A 14,227-nucleotide genomic window follows, 5' to 3' on the forward strand; every position below is an offset into this window, starting at 1 on the left:
CTCATGGTGGTGCCGGCCGGCCGTTCGGACAACTCCGGGCACGGTGACGAGGGGCGTCGGCGGTGCGACGCCCCTCGGTCACCTGCTGTCAGCGCTGCCCGTCAGTGCCGACTCCGGAGTGCCGACGACGGAGCACGAGCGTGCCCGCCCCGGCGAGCAGCAGCAGGAGCGCGAACCCGACGGGGACGACTGGCGAGGTCGCTCCCGTGTAGGCGAGCTCGGTCGCGCCGTCACCGTCGGCGACCGTGTCGGCCACCGTGCGTGCGACGGCCGGGAGCCCGGTGGTCGCGGCGACCGTGGTGGTCACCACACCCGCCGTGGAGGCCCGGGTCGGCCCGTCCGTGCCGGTGGCACCGGCCGGGGTGGTCACGGTTCCGGGCGCGGTGCCGTCGCCGACGTCCGTCCCGTCGCCGGGGCTCGTGCCCGGGTCCGTCCCGTCACCGGGGTTCGTACCGGGGTCCGTGCCCGGGTCGGTACCCGGGTCGGTACCCGGGTCAGTACCCGGGTCAGTACCCGGGTCGGTACCGGGGTCCGTCCCGGGGTCCGTCCCGGGGTCGGTACCGGGGTCCGTCCCGTCACCCGGCGTGGTGCCGGTGCCGGGGGTGGTGGCGGTGCCGTCGCCGACGACACCGATGCCGTTCCCGCCGATCGTGATCGGCAGGCTGATCACCGGGGCCACCTGGGTGCCGGAGAGCAGGCCGCCGCCCCCGGAGGTCGCTCCCCCGGTCGACGGGGTCGTGCTGCCCGGGGTGGTCCCCGTCGGGGCCGCCGCGCCGGTGCTGGTGCCGTCGCCGACGACACCGATGCCGTTCCCCGACACCGTGATCGGGACCGAGACGACCGGGGACACCTGGGTGCCCGAGGCGGTGCCGTCGGAACCGTCCGTCGTGCCACCTAAAGCCGGAGCCGGACCGGCGGTCGTGCCGGTGCCGGCGGCGGGCGTCGTACCCGCCGAGGTGCCGTCACCGAGCAGCCCGATGCCGTTGCCGTTGCCGCCGATCGTGACCGGTACGTCGACCAGTCCGCCGACCTGGGTGCCCGAGAGCAGCCCGTCGTCGCCCGACGTGCTCGGAGCGGACGTGGCCGGAGCGGCGGGGGCCGGAGCGGCGGGGGCCGGGGCCGTCGCCGGGCCGGACGCCGCAGCGGTACCGTCCCCGAGGACGCCGATGCCGTTGCCGGACAGCGTCACCGGGACCGACACGACCGGGGCGACCTGGGTCCCCGAGCCCGTGCCGTCCTCGCCCGAGGTCACCGGTGCCGGAGCGGCGGGTTCAGCCGGGGTGGGCGGGGTGGGCGCAGCCGGGGTGGCCGGCGTCGTGGTCGACACCGCGTCACCGCCGACGGCGACCGCGTTGCCGCCGACGGAGACCGGGGCGGTCACGGCCGGCGCCACCTGGGTGCCGGAGGCGGTGCCGTCGGCTCCCGAGGTCGTCGGCGCGGACGCCGGAGCAGGAGCCGGGGCTGCAGGAGCGGCAGCGGGCGAGGTCACCGACGACACCGCGTCGCCGAGCACCCCGAGGGCGTTGCCGGTGAGGGACACCGGAGCGTCCACCGAGGGAACCAACTGGGTTCCGGACAGGGCGCCGTCCGCTCCGGAGGTCGTGGCCGCGTTCGCCGCGGCCGTCCCTCCGAGCGTGAGGCCGCCGACGAAGAGGGCGAACCAGAGCCCTCTCGAGACGTACTTGTTCATGGTCGTACTCCCTGATCGAGATCGTTGCCCGACCGCGGTCGCGGTCGGTGTGTGTGAGTACCTGCCGTGCCGGACAGGCGCACCGATCTCAGTCAGGGGCGACGTCGTGCTCGCCGACGACCGATGCGGGGACCGCGTCGTCGGCGAGCGTGCCGCGAGACCCCGCGGCGAGGGAGACGATGTCGTCGGTCGAGCCGACGATGCCGACGGCTGCGACGCCACCGGAGGTCGAGGTGGCAGTGCCACCGAGGACACCCGCGCCGCGATGGCCGTCGGACGGCGAGGAGTGGCCGTCGCCCGGCTCGGGCAGGAGCAGAGCGGTCCCGCCGAGGGTCGCGTCCTGCACGCCGCCGACGGCGACGGGCACGACGAGCGGCCCGGTCACGAGCGCGGACGGCACGGTCGCACCGGGACGGCGCTCGGCACTCGTTCCGGGAGCGGCGGGGTCGTCGGTCGTCGGGACCGTGGTCGCGGACGGAGTCGTCGCCGGCGCGGTGGCCTGCGGCGGACGCGCGGACGGGACCGTCGTACCGGGCGCGCCGGACGGGGTGGGGCCGGTGACGACCGGAGGTGCGGGGACGTCGACGACGGGATCCGTGCCTCCTGGCAGGACGGCACCGACCGACGGGACGACGCCCGCGACGACGTCGGGGACCTGCCCGACGGTCGTCCCGACACCGCCGAGCGTGTCGTCCACCAGCCCGGTCACCGGCCCGGTGACCGTGCCGAGGGTGTCGCCACCGACGACCGCACCGACGACCGGGACGCTGCCGACCACGTGGTCGACCGTGTCGACGACGGTGGTCACCGGCCGTGCTCCGGTGACCGTCTGGACGGTCCCGGTCACGGGACGCAGCGCCGTCGCGACGGTGTCGGTGACGGGCCGGGAGGCGGTGCCCACCTGCTCGACGACGCCCTGTACCGGGTGCGTGGCCGGCTCGGCCGCGGGGGCGGTCGTGGCTGGCGCCGCGGGTGCGGGCGCGGTCGTCGGAGCGGCAGGGGTCGGGGTCACGGGGTTCGAGGCCGCGGGGGCCGGTGCAGCGGGTACGGGCTTCGGCGCGGGCGCGGGCGCGACCGCCGTGCGGACGGGGTCCACGGCGCCGCCGACGACCCGTCCGGCACCGCCGGACACGTCGTGCACGGTCTCGCCGAGGCCGTCGACCACACCACTGACGAGCCCGCGCTGCTGCGTCTGGGCGGGCGGAGTGGACGCTGCCTCGGCAGCCGAGGCCGGACGGGCCCCGAACGCCAGGGACAGCAGCACGAGGGCAGCGAGGGTCCCGACGCCCAGCAGGGCGATCCGGAGCACCGCGAGCCAGGGTGCGCGCGACGTCGTGTCCATGCGCTCACCTCCTGAACTCGGCTGCGCACGTAGAGTGGTTGACCGGCAATGTACGCCGGTCCGTTCCGGAACGCACCCCGTTCTGGAAGAAATTCTCAGGAAAGGCCGTCCGTGGTCTCGATCTTCTCCGCCCCGACCCGCAACCTGGACATCGTCACGCTGCACGAGATCCTCCGCCTGCGACAGGACGTCTTCGTCGTCGAGCAGGGGGCCGCGTACGGCGACATCGACGGGCGTGACCTCGAGCCCGGCACCGTGCAGTTCTGGGCGGGCCAGGGCTCGGTGGACGCCACGCTCCGCCTCCTGCGCGAACCCGACGGCACCGAGCGCATCGGCCGGGTCGTCACCGCGGCGCACGCCCGCGGGCAGGGACTCGCCGGACAGCTGATCGAGGCTGCGATCGCCGAGTCCCGCTCGCCGAGCATCGCCCTCGGCGCCCAGTCGCACCTCGAGCAGTGGTACGCCCGCTTCGGGTTCGTCCGCTCCGGGGACGAGTACCTCGAGGACCGGATCCCGCACGTCCCGATGACCCGGCAGCGCTGACGGAACCGGCCAGGCGCACCGGCGGGGAACTCCCGTCAGGCGCGCCAGCGCCGGAGCTCGTCGAACGAGCGGCCCTGCGTGGACCGGTCGGCGACGAGCCGCTCGAACACGATGTTCGTCTGCGTCGTCGCCACGGAGGGGTCCCCGCTGAGCTCGTCGGCGACGAAGTCCCGCAGCTGCTCGGTCGACTCGCACGCGATGTGCACCAGGAAGTCCTTGTCACCGGCCAGGAACGAGACGTCCTGCACGACGGGCACGCGGAGCAGTCGCTTCGCGAACTCGCGGAGTTCGTGGCGGGCCGCTGCGTGGACCCGGACGGAGACCATCGCCTCGATCGAGAACCCGAGGCGGGCGATGTCGACCTCGGCCCGGTAGCCGCGGATCACCCCGGCGTCCTCGAGGGCCCGGACCCGGGTCAGGCACGTCGACGGCGCGATGCCCACGGCGGCCGCGAGGCGGTTGTTCGGGATCCGGGCGTCGCCGGCGAGCGTCCAGAGGATGCGCTCGTCGACCTCGTCGAGGCGCGGAGCGGGGTCGGGACGGCGAGCGGGTCGGTGGGACACGGCTCGACGCTACCGCGACGGGGCGAGCAGGGCGCGGAGCGCGTCGTCGAGGGCCCGGGCCACGAGGTCGTCGTCCGCCGACGCGAGCGGCTCCACCGCGGTGGAGCGCCGGAGCATCGTCATCCCGAGCACCACCGACAGCGCGATCTCGGCCCGGACGAGCAGCTCCTCGGTGACCTCGCCGCCGACGGCCGTGGCAAGCCGCTCGGCGTACCGGCGCAGGGTCTCGCGGCGGATGGCGTCGGCGCCGTCGTCGCCGGAGGACCGGAGCAGCAGCATGAGCTGGAGGGAGTCGTCGTCGGTCGGCGCACGGACGACGTGCGACACCAGGCCGGCCAGCGCGCGCTCGAGGCCCCGCTCGACGGGCTGCTCGACCCCGAGGTCCTGCACCACCCGGTCGAGACAGGCACGGAACAGCCCCTCCTTCGACCCGAAGTAGCGGTTGATCAGCGCGACGTTGACCCCCGCGTCCGAGGCGATGTCCCGCACCGTCGTCGCCTTGTACCCGTCGAACGCGAACCGGTGTCGCGCCGCCCGCACGAGCAGCAGTCGGGTGGCGGCGGCGTCCTTGCTCATGGTCGAAGCGTAGCGGCCCGGACCGGGATGTAAGCAAGTGTTGACATCCTGCGAGAACTGCGTACCCTCATCAAGTCAGCAGTTGTTTACATCACCCAGACACGGAGCACGATGACCGACACCATGCAGAGCCCCCGCACGGGCTCGCACCCCACCACCACCGGGCACCGGCCGAACAGCACGGCGATCATCGTCTACCTGTCCCTCGGTGGTCTGTCGTTCGCGGTCCTGCAGTCGCTCGTCGCCCCGGCGCTGTCGACCATCGGACAGGACCTCGGCGCCTCGACGAGCGCGACGAGCTGGGTGCTCACCGCCTACCTGCTGTCCGCCTCGGTGCTCACGCCGATCCTCGGGCGTCTCGGCGACATGATCGGCAAGCGCAAGGTCCTGATCGTCGTGCTCTCGATCCTGCTCGTCGGCGCCGTGCTCGCCGCGCTGGCACCGAACCTCGGCGTCCTCATCGTCGGCCGTGCGCTGCAGGGCGCCGCCGGTGCGGTGATGCCGCTGTCCATCGGCATCGTCCGTGACGAGCTGCCCAAGGAGAAGGTCAGCGTCACGATCGGTCTGCTCTCCGCGATCTTCGGCATCGGTGCCGGTGTCGGCATCGTCGCCGCCGGACCGATCGTCGAGCACCTGTCGTGGCACTGGCTGTTCTGGCTGCCCGCCGTGCTCGTCGTCATCGCACTGCTCGGCGCGGTCTTCGGCATGCCGGAGTCGCCGGTCCGCAAGCCCGGCCGCCTCGACATGGTCGGCACCTTCGTCCTCGCCGTCTCGCTCGTGTCGATCCTGCTGGCGGTCAGCGAGGGCGAGACCTGGGGCTGGGGCGACGGCAAGACCATCGGCCTGCTGGTCCTCGGCGCCGTCGCACTGGTCGTGTTCGTCCTGGTCGAGCTCCGCGTCGCCGAACCGCTCATCGACGTCCGCCTGTTCGCCGTCCGCGGCGTCTGGACGGCCCACGTCGTCGCGCTCGTCTTCGGCTTCGCGATGTTCGGCACCTTCGTCCTCGTGCCGACCCTGCTGCAGCTGCCGAGCGCGCTCGGCTACGGCTTCGGCAAGGACGTCACCCAGGCCGGGCTCTTCCTGCTGCCGACCGTCCTGATGATGATCGTCGCCGGACCGATCGCCGGCATCCTCGTCCGCAAGGTCGGCCCGAAGCCGCCCATGCTGCTGGGCGGGATCGCCATCGTCGCCGCGTTCCTGCTGCCCGCGATCGCGCACGGCGAGCTCTGGCAGGTCGTCGTCTCCGGCATCCTGACCGGGATCGGCATCGGCCTGGCCCTCGCCGCGTGCTCGAACGCCATCATCGAGAGCGTCCCCGCGAACCAGACCGGCGAGGCGATCAGCGCCAACACCGTCGTCCGCACGATCGGTTCGAGCGTCGGTACCGCCGTCATCGCGGCGCTCATCACCTCGCACAGCACCCCGCAGGGCCTGCCGACCGACGACGCCTTCACCATCGGGTTCTGGGCGTGCACCGGCGTCGCCGTCCTCGCCGTCCTCGCCGCGCTCGCGGCCCCGTCGATGCGCGCGCGCCGCGCAGCGGCGGCGGCACGTGGCATCGACGACCTCGAGGAGATCGCCGAGTAGGGCGCTCGGCCCGACCACCCGGGAGGCCCGCCCTGCGTCGTCGACGCGGGGCGGGCCTCCCGGCGGTCGCGCCCACCGCCACCGGCGGCTCCACAAGCTGGGAAGCGACCGAGCACGCCGCCACGAACGTGACGATCATCGGACCGGACGCGTCACAGCAGGTGGACGCGATCACCGCGCCCGGACAGGAGACCCATGAGCACCACGGACCACGACGACACCACGACCAGCAGCAAGCCGTCCTTCCGCGACACGGTCACCGCTGGCCTGGTGCAGAAGGCCCTGGAACCCGTGCTCCGCGCCGTCCGCGACGAGGTCGCCTCGGCTCGGCGCGAGATCAGCGAGCGGGCGAACGGGGCGAAGACCGGGCTCGTGCTCACGGGCGCCGCGGTGGCCTTCGCGCTGACCACCCTCGTGCTGCTGGCCGGCCTCGTGGTGGCGCTCCTCGCCCTGGCGCTGCCGGTCTGGGCCGCGATCGGGATCACCTTCGTCGTGTTCGCCGTCGTCACCGCGATCCTGTTCGTGGTCGGGCTCCGTGGCATCCGACGGGGTGTGCCGCCGGTGCCGAAGGACACCATCCGCGCTGCGAAGGACCGCGTCACGCACACGGGCGACGCGACGACCGCGGCCGGCTGACCTCCGACGGCGCTCCAGCGCTACATCGCGAGGGTCATGCCGACGACGGCGACCGTCATCGCGAAGACCTCGCCGCTCCGGACCGCGCGACGGTCCTCCTGCGCCCACTCGTGCCGCAGCAGCCACCCGCTGAAGGCGCAGTAGCCGATCACTCCGGCGCCGAGCACCGCGGACAGCGCGATGCCGTGGCCGGCGTGGCCGTCGGCGACACCGGTCGCGTGGCCCATCAGGAGCATGCCGGCCATCACGACCGCGGACAGCGCGCGGTGCACGTCCATCGGCTCGGCGCGGCGGCCGTCCGCACGGCGGCGTCGCATCACGGGCAGGGGTGCGAGCAGCAGCAGCAACGTCGCGGCGAACAGCGTCCACACCGCACCCGCGTGCACCACGGGCATGAGCATCGCGACGAGCATCACCGTGGCCGGCACGATCACGCCGGGGCGCGGGCGGTAGCGGTCACCGACGATGCAGCACACCGACGCGAACTGCGGCACGACGAGCATGGCGTCGGCGACGGTCTCGTGCACGTGCGGGTCCTCGGGTGCGGCGGCGTGGTGCCGGGCGGGTCAGTCCTCGGCGCGGGCAGCGGCCTTGGCGGCGCGCTCCTGCTTCACGCGGGCGTTCTCGGCGTGCACGGCGGCCTGCGTCTCGCGCTCGCGGACGAGCCACTCGGGCTTCTGCTCGAGCAGCGACTTGATCTCCGCCGTGGTGAGGGCGTCGTCGATCCCCGCACGGGTCAGCCCCGAGATGGAGATGCCGAGCTTCTGCGCCACGACGGGTCGCGGGTGCGGGCCGTCGCGACGGAGGTCCTCGAGCCACGTCGGGGGTTCGGTCCGGAGCTCGTCGAAGGCGGTCCGTGTGACGGGAGCGCCCTGGAAGGACTCCGGAGCGGCCGCCAGCAAGATGCCGAGCTTCTTCGCAGCCGTTTCGGGCTTCATGGTCTGTTCCTGCGCCATGCCCCCTAGAGTACGGCCCCTATGCTCGTCTGCATGACCGCGGCACTCACCATCGCATTCGTGCCCGGGGTCTCCCCGGCCAAGTGGGCCCGTGTCTGGCGGGATCGACACCCCTCGATCGAGCTGCGGCTGCGGCCGATCGGGTCCGACGACGTCGACGACACGCTCGCCGGCGAGGTCGACATGGTCTTCGCTCGCATGCCCGTCTCCGAGCAGCACAACGCCATCCCGCTCTGGACCGAGACGGCCGTGGTCGCGATGCCGAAGGACTCCCCCCTCGCCGACCTGGCCGAGGTGGACCTCACCGACGCCGAGGTGCACGTCGTCGACGCCGGCCCGGTGCCGGCCGACGTCGCCGCCGCGCTCGACCTGGTCGAGGCGAACGTCGGTGTCGTCGTGCTCCCCCAGTCGCTCTTCCGCGCGGCGAGCCGCAAGGACCTCGTCGCTCGCCCGCTCTTCGGCGCGCCCGGCACCCAGATCGCGCTGGTCTGGCGCGACGAGGACGCCACCGAGACCACCGAGGAGTTCATCGGCGTGGTGCGCGGACGGACCGCCAACAGTTCGCGGAACCAGCCGACCGGTACCGATCGCGACGTCGAGGAGGCGTTGCGTGCGGCGCGCGCCGACTCCAAGACAGGTGGCGGGTCCGGCAAGGGCGGGGCGGGCAAGGGCGGAGCGGGCGCCGGCGCTGGTGGCAAGGCGAAGGCCAAGTCGCCCGGCAGCGGCAAGTCCGGCAGCGGCAAGAAGTCCAACACCGGCAAGGGGCCCACCCCCGGACGCGGGAAGATGCGCGGCAAGCCGAGCCGGGGTTCCAAGGGCAACCGATGACGGACACGCGCCTGCAGGTGATGCCGGCCACGCGCCTCCCGGCCTGGCTCGACCGGACCATGGCCGAGTACGTGGCATCGCGGATGCAGGCGGGCGAGACCCGCGAGCAGGCCGAGGCGAACAAGCAGAAGTCGCTCGACCAGTGGTTCCCGGACGGGTCCCCCGCCGACGGCCACCTGGTGTGGGACGTCCTCGACCAGGACGGCACCGCGGTCGGGTACCTGTGGATCGGGCCGTTCGCGCCCGGCGGGACCGACTGGTGGGTGTTCGACGTCGAGATCGACGAACCGCACCGCCGCCGCGGACACGCCCGCCGGGCCCTCGAACTCGGCCACCGGGCTGCGGCGGAGCACGGCGCGACGAGCATCGGCCTCAACGTGTTCGGCTACAACACGGGCGCGCAGGAGCTGTACGCCGCGCTCGGGTACCACGTCACCGCGACGCAGATGCAGAAGCCGCTGGTCTGAGCGCGCTGCCGCTTCGTCGCAGCAGGTGCGTCGTCACGACAGCTGTGTCGTCACAGCAGGACGGCAGCCGCTGCGCGGGTGACCCGGTCGCCGCGCGCTGCCTCGGCCGCAGCCCGTGCACGGGTGACCACGACGGCGTCGGCGCGTTCCGCGGAGCCCGCGTCGAACGGCGGCTGCGGGTCGTACTCGATCTGCAGCTGGATCGCCTCGGCCGCCGGCTGCCCCGCGAGCTCGGCCGCCAGCCACAGCGCCATGTCGATGCCCGCGCTCACGCCGGCCGCGGTGACCACCGCGCCGTCGTCGACGATGCGGTCGTCGACCGGCTGCGCCCCGAACGCCTCGAGCATGGGCTTCGACGCCCAGTGCGTCGTCGCACGCTTGCCGGCGAGGAGCCCAGCGGCACCCAACACGAACGCACCCGTGCACACCGAGGTCACCCAGGTGGCACGCTCCGCCTCGCGCCGGACGAACCCGATCACCTCGGGGTCGAGCATCGCGTCGAAGGCGCCGTCACCGCCTGGGACCACGAGGACGTCCGCCGGACCCGCGTCGGCGATGGTCGTCGTCGGGACCAGCGCGAACCCGCAGTCGGTCGGCACCGGGTCGAGCGTCGCCGCCACGTACTCGACGCGTGCGCCGGGCACCCGGGAGAGCACCTGCGCCGGGCCGGTGAGGTCGAGCTGGGTCAGGTCCGGGAAGAGCAGGAAGGCGATCCGGACCTCGGCGGGGTCGTGGCCCGGCTCGGTCGCCGAGTCCCCGGCAGTGTCCGTGTCCGGGTCCGGCACGGGGGTGGGCACGTCGGCCGGCACGTCGACGACGTCGGCATCGACCGGGTGGACGGGACGCACGCGCGGGTTCGGCTGATCGGTGCTCATGCCGCGACCCTAGCCCGGTGCGGTCGCTGACGGTGGGGTCGGGTCCTCGGTCGGTGGGGTCGGCGTCCTGGTCAGTTCCAGACGCCCGAGGTCCCGCGCCGGTGACTGCCGAGCAGGTGCGTGTCGACGATGCCGAGCGCCTCCATCAGGGCGTGCATCGTGGTCGGACCGACGAACGCGAAGCCACGCTTCCGCAGTGCCTTCGACAGTGCGACGGACTCATCGGAGGTCGTCGGGACCTGGGCGTACGACTCCGGCTCGGGCGTCGTCGCCGGACGGAACGACCAGACGAAGTCGGACAGCCCGCCGTCCTGCCGCAGAGCGACCGTCGCGTTCGCGTTGGTGATGGTCGCGAGAATCTTCGCCCGGTTCCGCACGATGCCGGCGTCGGCCATCAGCCGAGCGACGTCATCCTCGCCGAAGCCCGCGACGGTGTCGGGGTCGAAGTCCGCGAACGCCGCGCGGAACGCCGGGCGCTTCGCCAGGATCGTTCGCCAGGACAGGCCGGACTGGAACGCCTCGAGCGACAGGCGTTCGAACACCCCGCGCTCGTCCCGCACAGGCATGCCCCACTCGGTGTCGTAGTAGTCGCGGAGCAGCTCGTCCGTGGATGCCCACACGGGCCGGGCGAGGCCGTCGTCGCCGATCACCAGGTCGGAGTGGGGCGCTGCGGCGGGCTCGGAGCTCATGGCACCATCCTGGCGCGCGCCGCCGACACCGTCGTTTCCCGCCGTGTGGTCACTCGGTCGGCGGGCCGTCCTGCGCTGCCTGCGGGTCCATCCACACGTACTCCCACCGGTGGCCGTCCGGGTCGGTGAAGCTCCGCTGGAACATGAAGCCGAGGTCCATCGGCGCGCGGTCCTCGCTCGCGCCGGCCGCGACGGCGGCGTCGACGATGCGGTGCACCTCGTCCTTCGACCCGGCGGTGAGCGAGTTGATCACCTCGACGGTGCCGGCATCGGCGATCGTCTTGTCGGTGAAGTCGGCGAACTTCGCGTGGGTGAGCGCCATGACGGAGATCGTGTCGCTGATCACGATGCACGCAGCGGTGTCGTCGCTGAACATCGGGTTGATCGAGTAGCCGAGGGCCTCGTAGAACGCCTTCGAACGGGCGAGGTCGGTGACGGGCAGGTTGATGAAGACCATCGTGTCCACGGGGAGGTTCCTTTCGTCACGCTCAACCTGGCGCGCCCGAGGACGAAGCGCAACCGTTTCATCCGCGAAGCAACCGGTACGCAATATACTGGCTCGATGCAGACGGCGTACGTCGACGAGTCCGAGCCCGGCGGCGGACTCGATCACACGGTCTACGTGCTCGCTGCCGTCATCGTGGCGGATGCCGGAGCCGACAATGCGAGAGCCGCCGTGCGTCGGAGCACGCCCCGGCGCATGCGGAAGCTGCACTGGTACGAAGGCCTGCCCGCGCAACGCATCTCGTGGCTCGATCTCCTGCGGCACGCGGTCGAGGTGGTGGTCGTCCGCTACGACGGCGCGGTCGCACGAGCGGAACGGCGTCGCCGGCGGTGCCTGGAACGTCTGGTGTGGGAACTCGAGCAGCGCGGTGTCGGAACACTCGTGCTGGAGTCTCGCGGTCCGGCGAGGGATCGTGACGACCGCTCCATGTTCACGACACTCCGCGACCGAGGCGTCGGGCTGCGACTGCGCTGGGCACACGTGCGACCGTCGGACGAGCCGCTGCTCGCGCTCGCCGACATCGCCTGCGGGGCGCACGGTGACGGCGCGGGACAGATCCCGCCGCCGGTGATCGTGGCCTGATCACGGCGCGGAACCCCCGCGGCACGGGTCCGGACAGCGCAAATCCCCGGGCCCGCGCTGGCTGCAGGACATCCGGGGATCACTTCCGACCGAGAGCACCCGGTCGACATATCAATACTAGGACCAGCGCCGAACGGCCGTCAACAGGCACGGGGACGGACGGGAGTCGCGGTGCCAGCCGGCACCGCGCCTCCCGTCCGTCGGTCAGTTCAGCTGGTCACGCGAGGTCGCGGCCTTCGCCGGCCGCCTTCTGGTGCTCCTCGGCCTCGGCCTGGCCGATGATGTCCTCCGCCGGCACGGGGTTCAGCCGGTCCCAGAGGAAGAAGAGCAGCCCGCCGACGAGCATCGACAGCCCGACCCACAGGTTGATGTGGATGCCACCGGTCTTCTCGGGGTCGGTGTTCCAGTGCACGATGCCGACGATGGTCACGATGACGCCGTACAGGACGAACAGGCCACCGAGGATGCGGCGCAGGTCGAGTCGGCGGGTTGAGCGGACGAGGGCGGCCTTCTGCTCCTCGGTCATGGCGGTGTTGGTGTCGCTCATGGGAGATCTCCTTCGCGGGTCTTCGCGGGCCTAGAGGAACGGGAGGTACAGGACGACACACAGGATCAGTGCGACGGTGCCGAGCAGGGCGGGCGAGCGGTACCAGGCGGTGTCGGTCGCCACGGAGTCGCTGTGCAGGTCGATCTTGCCGATGCCGTAGACCAGCCCGCCGAGCTCCTTCTCGTCCTTCGGTGTGGTGAACATCGAGACGATGAACCCCACGACGAGCACGGTGACGAACGAGATGATCGCGCCGTAGAGGGTCTCGGCGGTCGCGGTGGCGAACAGGTCCGGGTTCACGAGGTACGCGATCCAGGTGATGGTCGGCGTGACGATGCCGAGGACGTAGCCCCACAGCGCACCGGCGGTGGTCATCCGCTTCCAGAGCAGACCGAGGATGAAGACGGCGAACAGCGGCGCGTTGAAGAAGGAGAACAGCGTCTGCATGTACGTCATGATGTTCGACGCCTGGGCGGCGATGAATGCCGTCGCGATACCGACCAGGACGCCGACGACGGTGACCCAGCGACCGGTCTTCAGGTAGTGGACGTCCGGCATGTTCGGCTTGATGTAGCGCTGCCAGATGTCGTACGTGAAGACGGTGTTGAACGACGAGACGTTGGCCGCCATGCCGGCCATGAACGACGCGAGCAGGCCGGTCACCGCGACGCCGAGCACACCGGTCGGCAGGTACATCTGGATGAGCTTCGGGATCGCGTCGTTGTAGGTGAGCGAGCCGTCGGCGAACTGATTGCCGACGACGGCCGCGGCGATGAGACCGGGGATCACGACGATGGCCGGGATGAACAGCTTCGGGATCGCGGCGATGAGCGGGGTGCGACGAGCGGCAGACATGTTCTTCGCCGAGAACGCGCGCTGCACCTCGGTGAAGTTGGTGGTCCAGTAGCCGAAGCCGAGGACGAAGCCCAGGCCGAGGACGATCGCGAGCCAGTTGGCGCCGATCGGGTTGGTCACGTCGCCGAAGCCGGTGCCGGCCCAGGCCTGCAGGTGCTGCACGCCCTGGGTCTCGGTGATCGCCTTGCTGAGGCCGTCCCAGCCGCCGACGCGGTGCAGGCCGACGATCGTCAGCGGGATGAGCCCGGCGATGATCACGAAGAACTGCATGACCTCGTTGTAGATCGCGCTGGAGAGCCCACCGAGGGTGATGTAGACGAGCACGAAGCCGGCGGACACGACGATGGCCAGCCACTCCGGCCAGCCGAGCATCGCCTCGATGACGATGGCCATGGCGTAGAGGTTGATGCCCGCGATGAGCACGTTCGACACGGCGAACGCGATCGAGTTCACCAGGTGGGGGGCCTTGCCGAAGCGGCGGAGCATGAACTCCGGCACCGATCGGACCTTCGACCCGTAGTAGAAGGGCATCATCACGAGCCCGAGGAACACCATGGCCGGCACCGCGCCGACCAGGTAGTAGTGCAGGGTCGCCATGCCGATCTGGGCACCGTTGGCGGCCATGCCGAGGATCTCGGTGGCGCCGAGGTTCGCGGACACGAAGGCCAGGCCCGTGATCCACGCCGGCATCGAGCGCCCGGACAGGAAGAAGTCCATGCTCGTCCGGACCTGTTTGCGGGCGGTGAACCCGATCCCGATGACGACCGCGAAGTACACGATGATCATCAGGTAGTCGACCCAGCCCAAGTCGAGCCGGATCCCTTCGTTCGCTGCAGCGAGAACCATTCAACATCTCCACGTCAGTGTGTTGCAGTCGACAACTCCGCCGACCCGGACGGAGACGTTACACCGGATTGTGACCGTTCACATAGCCGGGGCATGTGTCTGCCGACGGCGCCCCTTCGTCCGCGATCGCTAGGCTCGCC

Annotated in this window: 17 protein-coding genes; 6 read left to right on the forward strand and 11 right to left on the reverse strand. The window is 71.8% G+C overall.

Features of this window, described 5'->3' with window-relative positions; all coding sequences use genetic code 11:
- Positions 1–88: 88 nt before the first annotated feature.
- Positions 89–1,690, reverse strand: a complete 1,602-nt coding sequence (locus tag KZI27_RS14710) for a hypothetical protein (protein ID WP_222658185.1) — start codon at positions 1,688–1,690, stop codon at positions 89–91.
- Between the two features lie 88 nt (positions 1,691–1,778).
- Positions 1,779–3,032: a hypothetical protein gene (locus KZI27_RS14715; protein ID WP_222658186.1), complete on the reverse strand. Its 1,254-nt coding sequence runs from the start codon at positions 3,030–3,032 to the stop codon at positions 1,779–1,781.
- Positions 3,033–3,143: 111 nt separating this feature from the next.
- Here KZI27_RS14715 and KZI27_RS14720 point away from each other — a divergent pair, with 111 nt between their 5' ends.
- Positions 3,144–3,575 carry a GNAT family N-acetyltransferase gene (locus KZI27_RS14720; protein WP_222658187.1) on the forward strand — a complete coding sequence of 144 codons (432 nt, stop codon included), beginning with the start codon at positions 3,144–3,146 and terminating at the stop codon, positions 3,573–3,575.
- A gap of 35 nt (positions 3,576–3,610) precedes the next feature.
- On the opposite strand, the gene KZI27_RS14725 is transcribed toward KZI27_RS14720, so the two are convergent.
- Together KZI27_RS14725 and KZI27_RS14730 are read right to left on the reverse strand one after the other, a co-directional pair.
- Positions 3,611–4,138 carry an Lrp/AsnC family transcriptional regulator gene (locus tag KZI27_RS14725; RefSeq protein WP_222658188.1) on the reverse strand — a complete coding sequence of 176 codons (528 nt, stop codon included), beginning with the start codon at positions 4,136–4,138 and terminating at the stop codon, positions 3,611–3,613.
- A gap of 9 nt (positions 4,139–4,147) precedes the next feature.
- Positions 4,148–4,714 (reverse strand): TetR/AcrR family transcriptional regulator, encoded by a 567-nt coding sequence (locus KZI27_RS14730; protein ID WP_222658189.1) that lies wholly within the window; start codon positions 4,712–4,714, stop codon positions 4,148–4,150.
- Positions 4,715–4,825: 111 nt separating this feature from the next.
- Here KZI27_RS14730 and KZI27_RS14735 point away from each other — a divergent pair, with 111 nt between their 5' ends.
- Positions 4,826–6,301 (forward strand): MFS transporter, encoded by a 1,476-nt coding sequence (locus KZI27_RS14735; RefSeq protein WP_222658190.1) that lies wholly within the window; start codon positions 4,826–4,828, stop codon positions 6,299–6,301.
- Positions 6,302–6,496: 195 nt separating this feature from the next.
- Complete coding sequence (locus KZI27_RS14740; RefSeq protein WP_222658191.1) at positions 6,497–6,937, forward strand: phage holin family protein; 441 nt, start codon at positions 6,497–6,499, stop codon at positions 6,935–6,937.
- Between the two features lie 20 nt (positions 6,938–6,957).
- On the opposite strand, the gene KZI27_RS14745 is transcribed toward KZI27_RS14740, so the two are convergent.
- A complete protein-coding gene (locus KZI27_RS14745) occupies positions 6,958–7,464 on the reverse strand; it encodes a hypothetical protein (protein ID WP_222658192.1) in 507 nt (168 codons plus the stop codon).
- 39 nt (positions 7,465–7,503) lie between these two features.
- Positions 7,504–7,893 carry a DUF5997 family protein gene (locus KZI27_RS14750; protein WP_123313886.1) on the reverse strand — a complete coding sequence of 130 codons (390 nt, stop codon included), beginning with the start codon at positions 7,891–7,893 and terminating at the stop codon, positions 7,504–7,506.
- Positions 7,894–7,926: 33 nt separating this feature from the next.
- Between KZI27_RS14750 and KZI27_RS14755 the strand changes: the two genes are divergently transcribed.
- Together KZI27_RS14755 and KZI27_RS14760 are read left to right on the forward strand one after the other, a co-directional pair.
- Entirely contained in the window at positions 7,927–8,721 is a 795-nt protein-coding gene (locus tag KZI27_RS14755; protein WP_222658193.1) for a LysR family transcriptional regulator substrate-binding protein, read from the forward strand.
- A complete protein-coding gene (locus KZI27_RS14760) occupies positions 8,718–9,188 on the forward strand; it encodes a GNAT family N-acetyltransferase (protein WP_222658194.1) in 471 nt (156 codons plus the stop codon). The genes KZI27_RS14755 and KZI27_RS14760 overlap by 4 nt, the downstream gene beginning before the upstream one ends.
- 50 nt (positions 9,189–9,238) lie before the next feature.
- Here KZI27_RS14760 and KZI27_RS14765 read toward each other — a convergent pair whose 3' ends face one another.
- The 3 genes from KZI27_RS14765 to KZI27_RS14775 form a co-directional block, all read right to left on the reverse strand.
- Entirely contained in the window at positions 9,239–10,063 is an 825-nt protein-coding gene (locus KZI27_RS14765) for a DJ-1/PfpI family protein (RefSeq protein WP_222658195.1), read from the reverse strand.
- 71 nt (positions 10,064–10,134) lie between these two features.
- Positions 10,135–10,752, reverse strand: a complete 618-nt coding sequence (locus KZI27_RS14770; RefSeq protein ID WP_222658196.1) for a DNA-3-methyladenine glycosylase I — start codon at positions 10,750–10,752, stop codon at positions 10,135–10,137.
- A gap of 49 nt (positions 10,753–10,801) precedes the next feature.
- Positions 10,802–11,209, reverse strand: coding sequence for a VOC family protein (locus KZI27_RS14775; RefSeq protein WP_315971216.1), 408 nt, complete (start codon positions 11,207–11,209; stop codon positions 10,802–10,804).
- 105 nt (positions 11,210–11,314) lie between these two features.
- Between KZI27_RS14775 and KZI27_RS14780 the strand changes: the two genes are divergently transcribed.
- Positions 11,315–11,839: a DUF3800 domain-containing protein gene (locus KZI27_RS14780; RefSeq protein ID WP_222658198.1), complete on the forward strand. Its 525-nt coding sequence runs from the start codon at positions 11,315–11,317 to the stop codon at positions 11,837–11,839.
- 217 nt (positions 11,840–12,056) lie between these two features.
- Here the strand turns inward: KZI27_RS14780 and KZI27_RS14785 are convergent, their stop codons facing one another.
- Positions 12,057–12,386 carry a hypothetical protein gene (locus tag KZI27_RS14785; protein ID WP_222658199.1) on the reverse strand — a complete coding sequence of 110 codons (330 nt, stop codon included), beginning with the start codon at positions 12,384–12,386 and terminating at the stop codon, positions 12,057–12,059.
- Between the two features lie 30 nt (positions 12,387–12,416).
- Positions 12,417–14,087, reverse strand: a complete 1,671-nt coding sequence (locus KZI27_RS14790) for a sodium:solute symporter family protein (RefSeq protein WP_222658200.1) — start codon at positions 14,085–14,087, stop codon at positions 12,417–12,419.
- Positions 14,088–14,227: the final 140 nt, after the last annotated feature.

The sequence above is a fragment of the Curtobacterium sp. TC1 genome (genome assembly GCF_019844075.1).
Classification (GTDB): Bacteria; Actinomycetota; Actinomycetes; order Actinomycetales; family Microbacteriaceae; genus Curtobacterium.

Excerpts from the sequence above, each read along its gene's own strand:
- KZI27_RS14765 (WP_222658195.1), bottom strand. The coding sequence starts at position 10,063 with ATGAGCACCGATCAGCCGAACCCGCGCGTGCGTCCCGTCCACCCGGTC.
- KZI27_RS14730 (WP_222658189.1), bottom strand. The coding sequence starts at position 4,714 with ATGAGCAAGGACGCCGCCGCCACCCGACTGCTGCTCGTGCGGGCGGCG.
- KZI27_RS14770 (WP_222658196.1), bottom strand. The coding sequence starts at position 10,752 with ATGAGCTCCGAGCCCGCCGCAGCGCCCCACTCCGACCTGGTGATCGGC.
- KZI27_RS14715 (WP_222658186.1), bottom strand. The coding sequence starts at position 3,032 with ATGGACACGACGTCGCGCGCACCCTGGCTCGCGGTGCTCCGGATCGCC.
- KZI27_RS14740 (WP_222658191.1), top strand. The coding sequence starts at position 6,497 with ATGAGCACCACGGACCACGACGACACCACGACCAGCAGCAAGCCGTCC.
- KZI27_RS14775 (WP_315971216.1), bottom strand. The coding sequence starts at position 11,209 with ATGGTCTTCATCAACCTGCCCGTCACCGACCTCGCCCGTTCGAAGGCG.
- KZI27_RS14750 (WP_123313886.1), bottom strand. The coding sequence starts at position 7,893 with ATGGCGCAGGAACAGACCATGAAGCCCGAAACGGCTGCGAAGAAGCTC.
- KZI27_RS14710 (WP_222658185.1), bottom strand. The coding sequence starts at position 1,690 with ATGAACAAGTACGTCTCGAGAGGGCTCTGGTTCGCCCTCTTCGTCGGC.
- KZI27_RS14755 (WP_222658193.1), top strand. The coding sequence starts at position 7,927 with ATGACCGCGGCACTCACCATCGCATTCGTGCCCGGGGTCTCCCCGGCC.
- KZI27_RS14790 (WP_222658200.1), bottom strand. The coding sequence starts at position 14,087 with ATGGTTCTCGCTGCAGCGAACGAAGGGATCCGGCTCGACTTGGGCTGG.
- KZI27_RS14780 (WP_222658198.1), top strand. The coding sequence starts at position 11,315 with ATGCAGACGGCGTACGTCGACGAGTCCGAGCCCGGCGGCGGACTCGAT.
- KZI27_RS14735 (WP_222658190.1), top strand. The coding sequence starts at position 4,826 with ATGACCGACACCATGCAGAGCCCCCGCACGGGCTCGCACCCCACCACC.
- KZI27_RS14785 (WP_222658199.1), bottom strand. The coding sequence starts at position 12,386 with ATGAGCGACACCAACACCGCCATGACCGAGGAGCAGAAGGCCGCCCTC.
- KZI27_RS14760 (WP_222658194.1), top strand. The coding sequence starts at position 8,718 with ATGACGGACACGCGCCTGCAGGTGATGCCGGCCACGCGCCTCCCGGCC.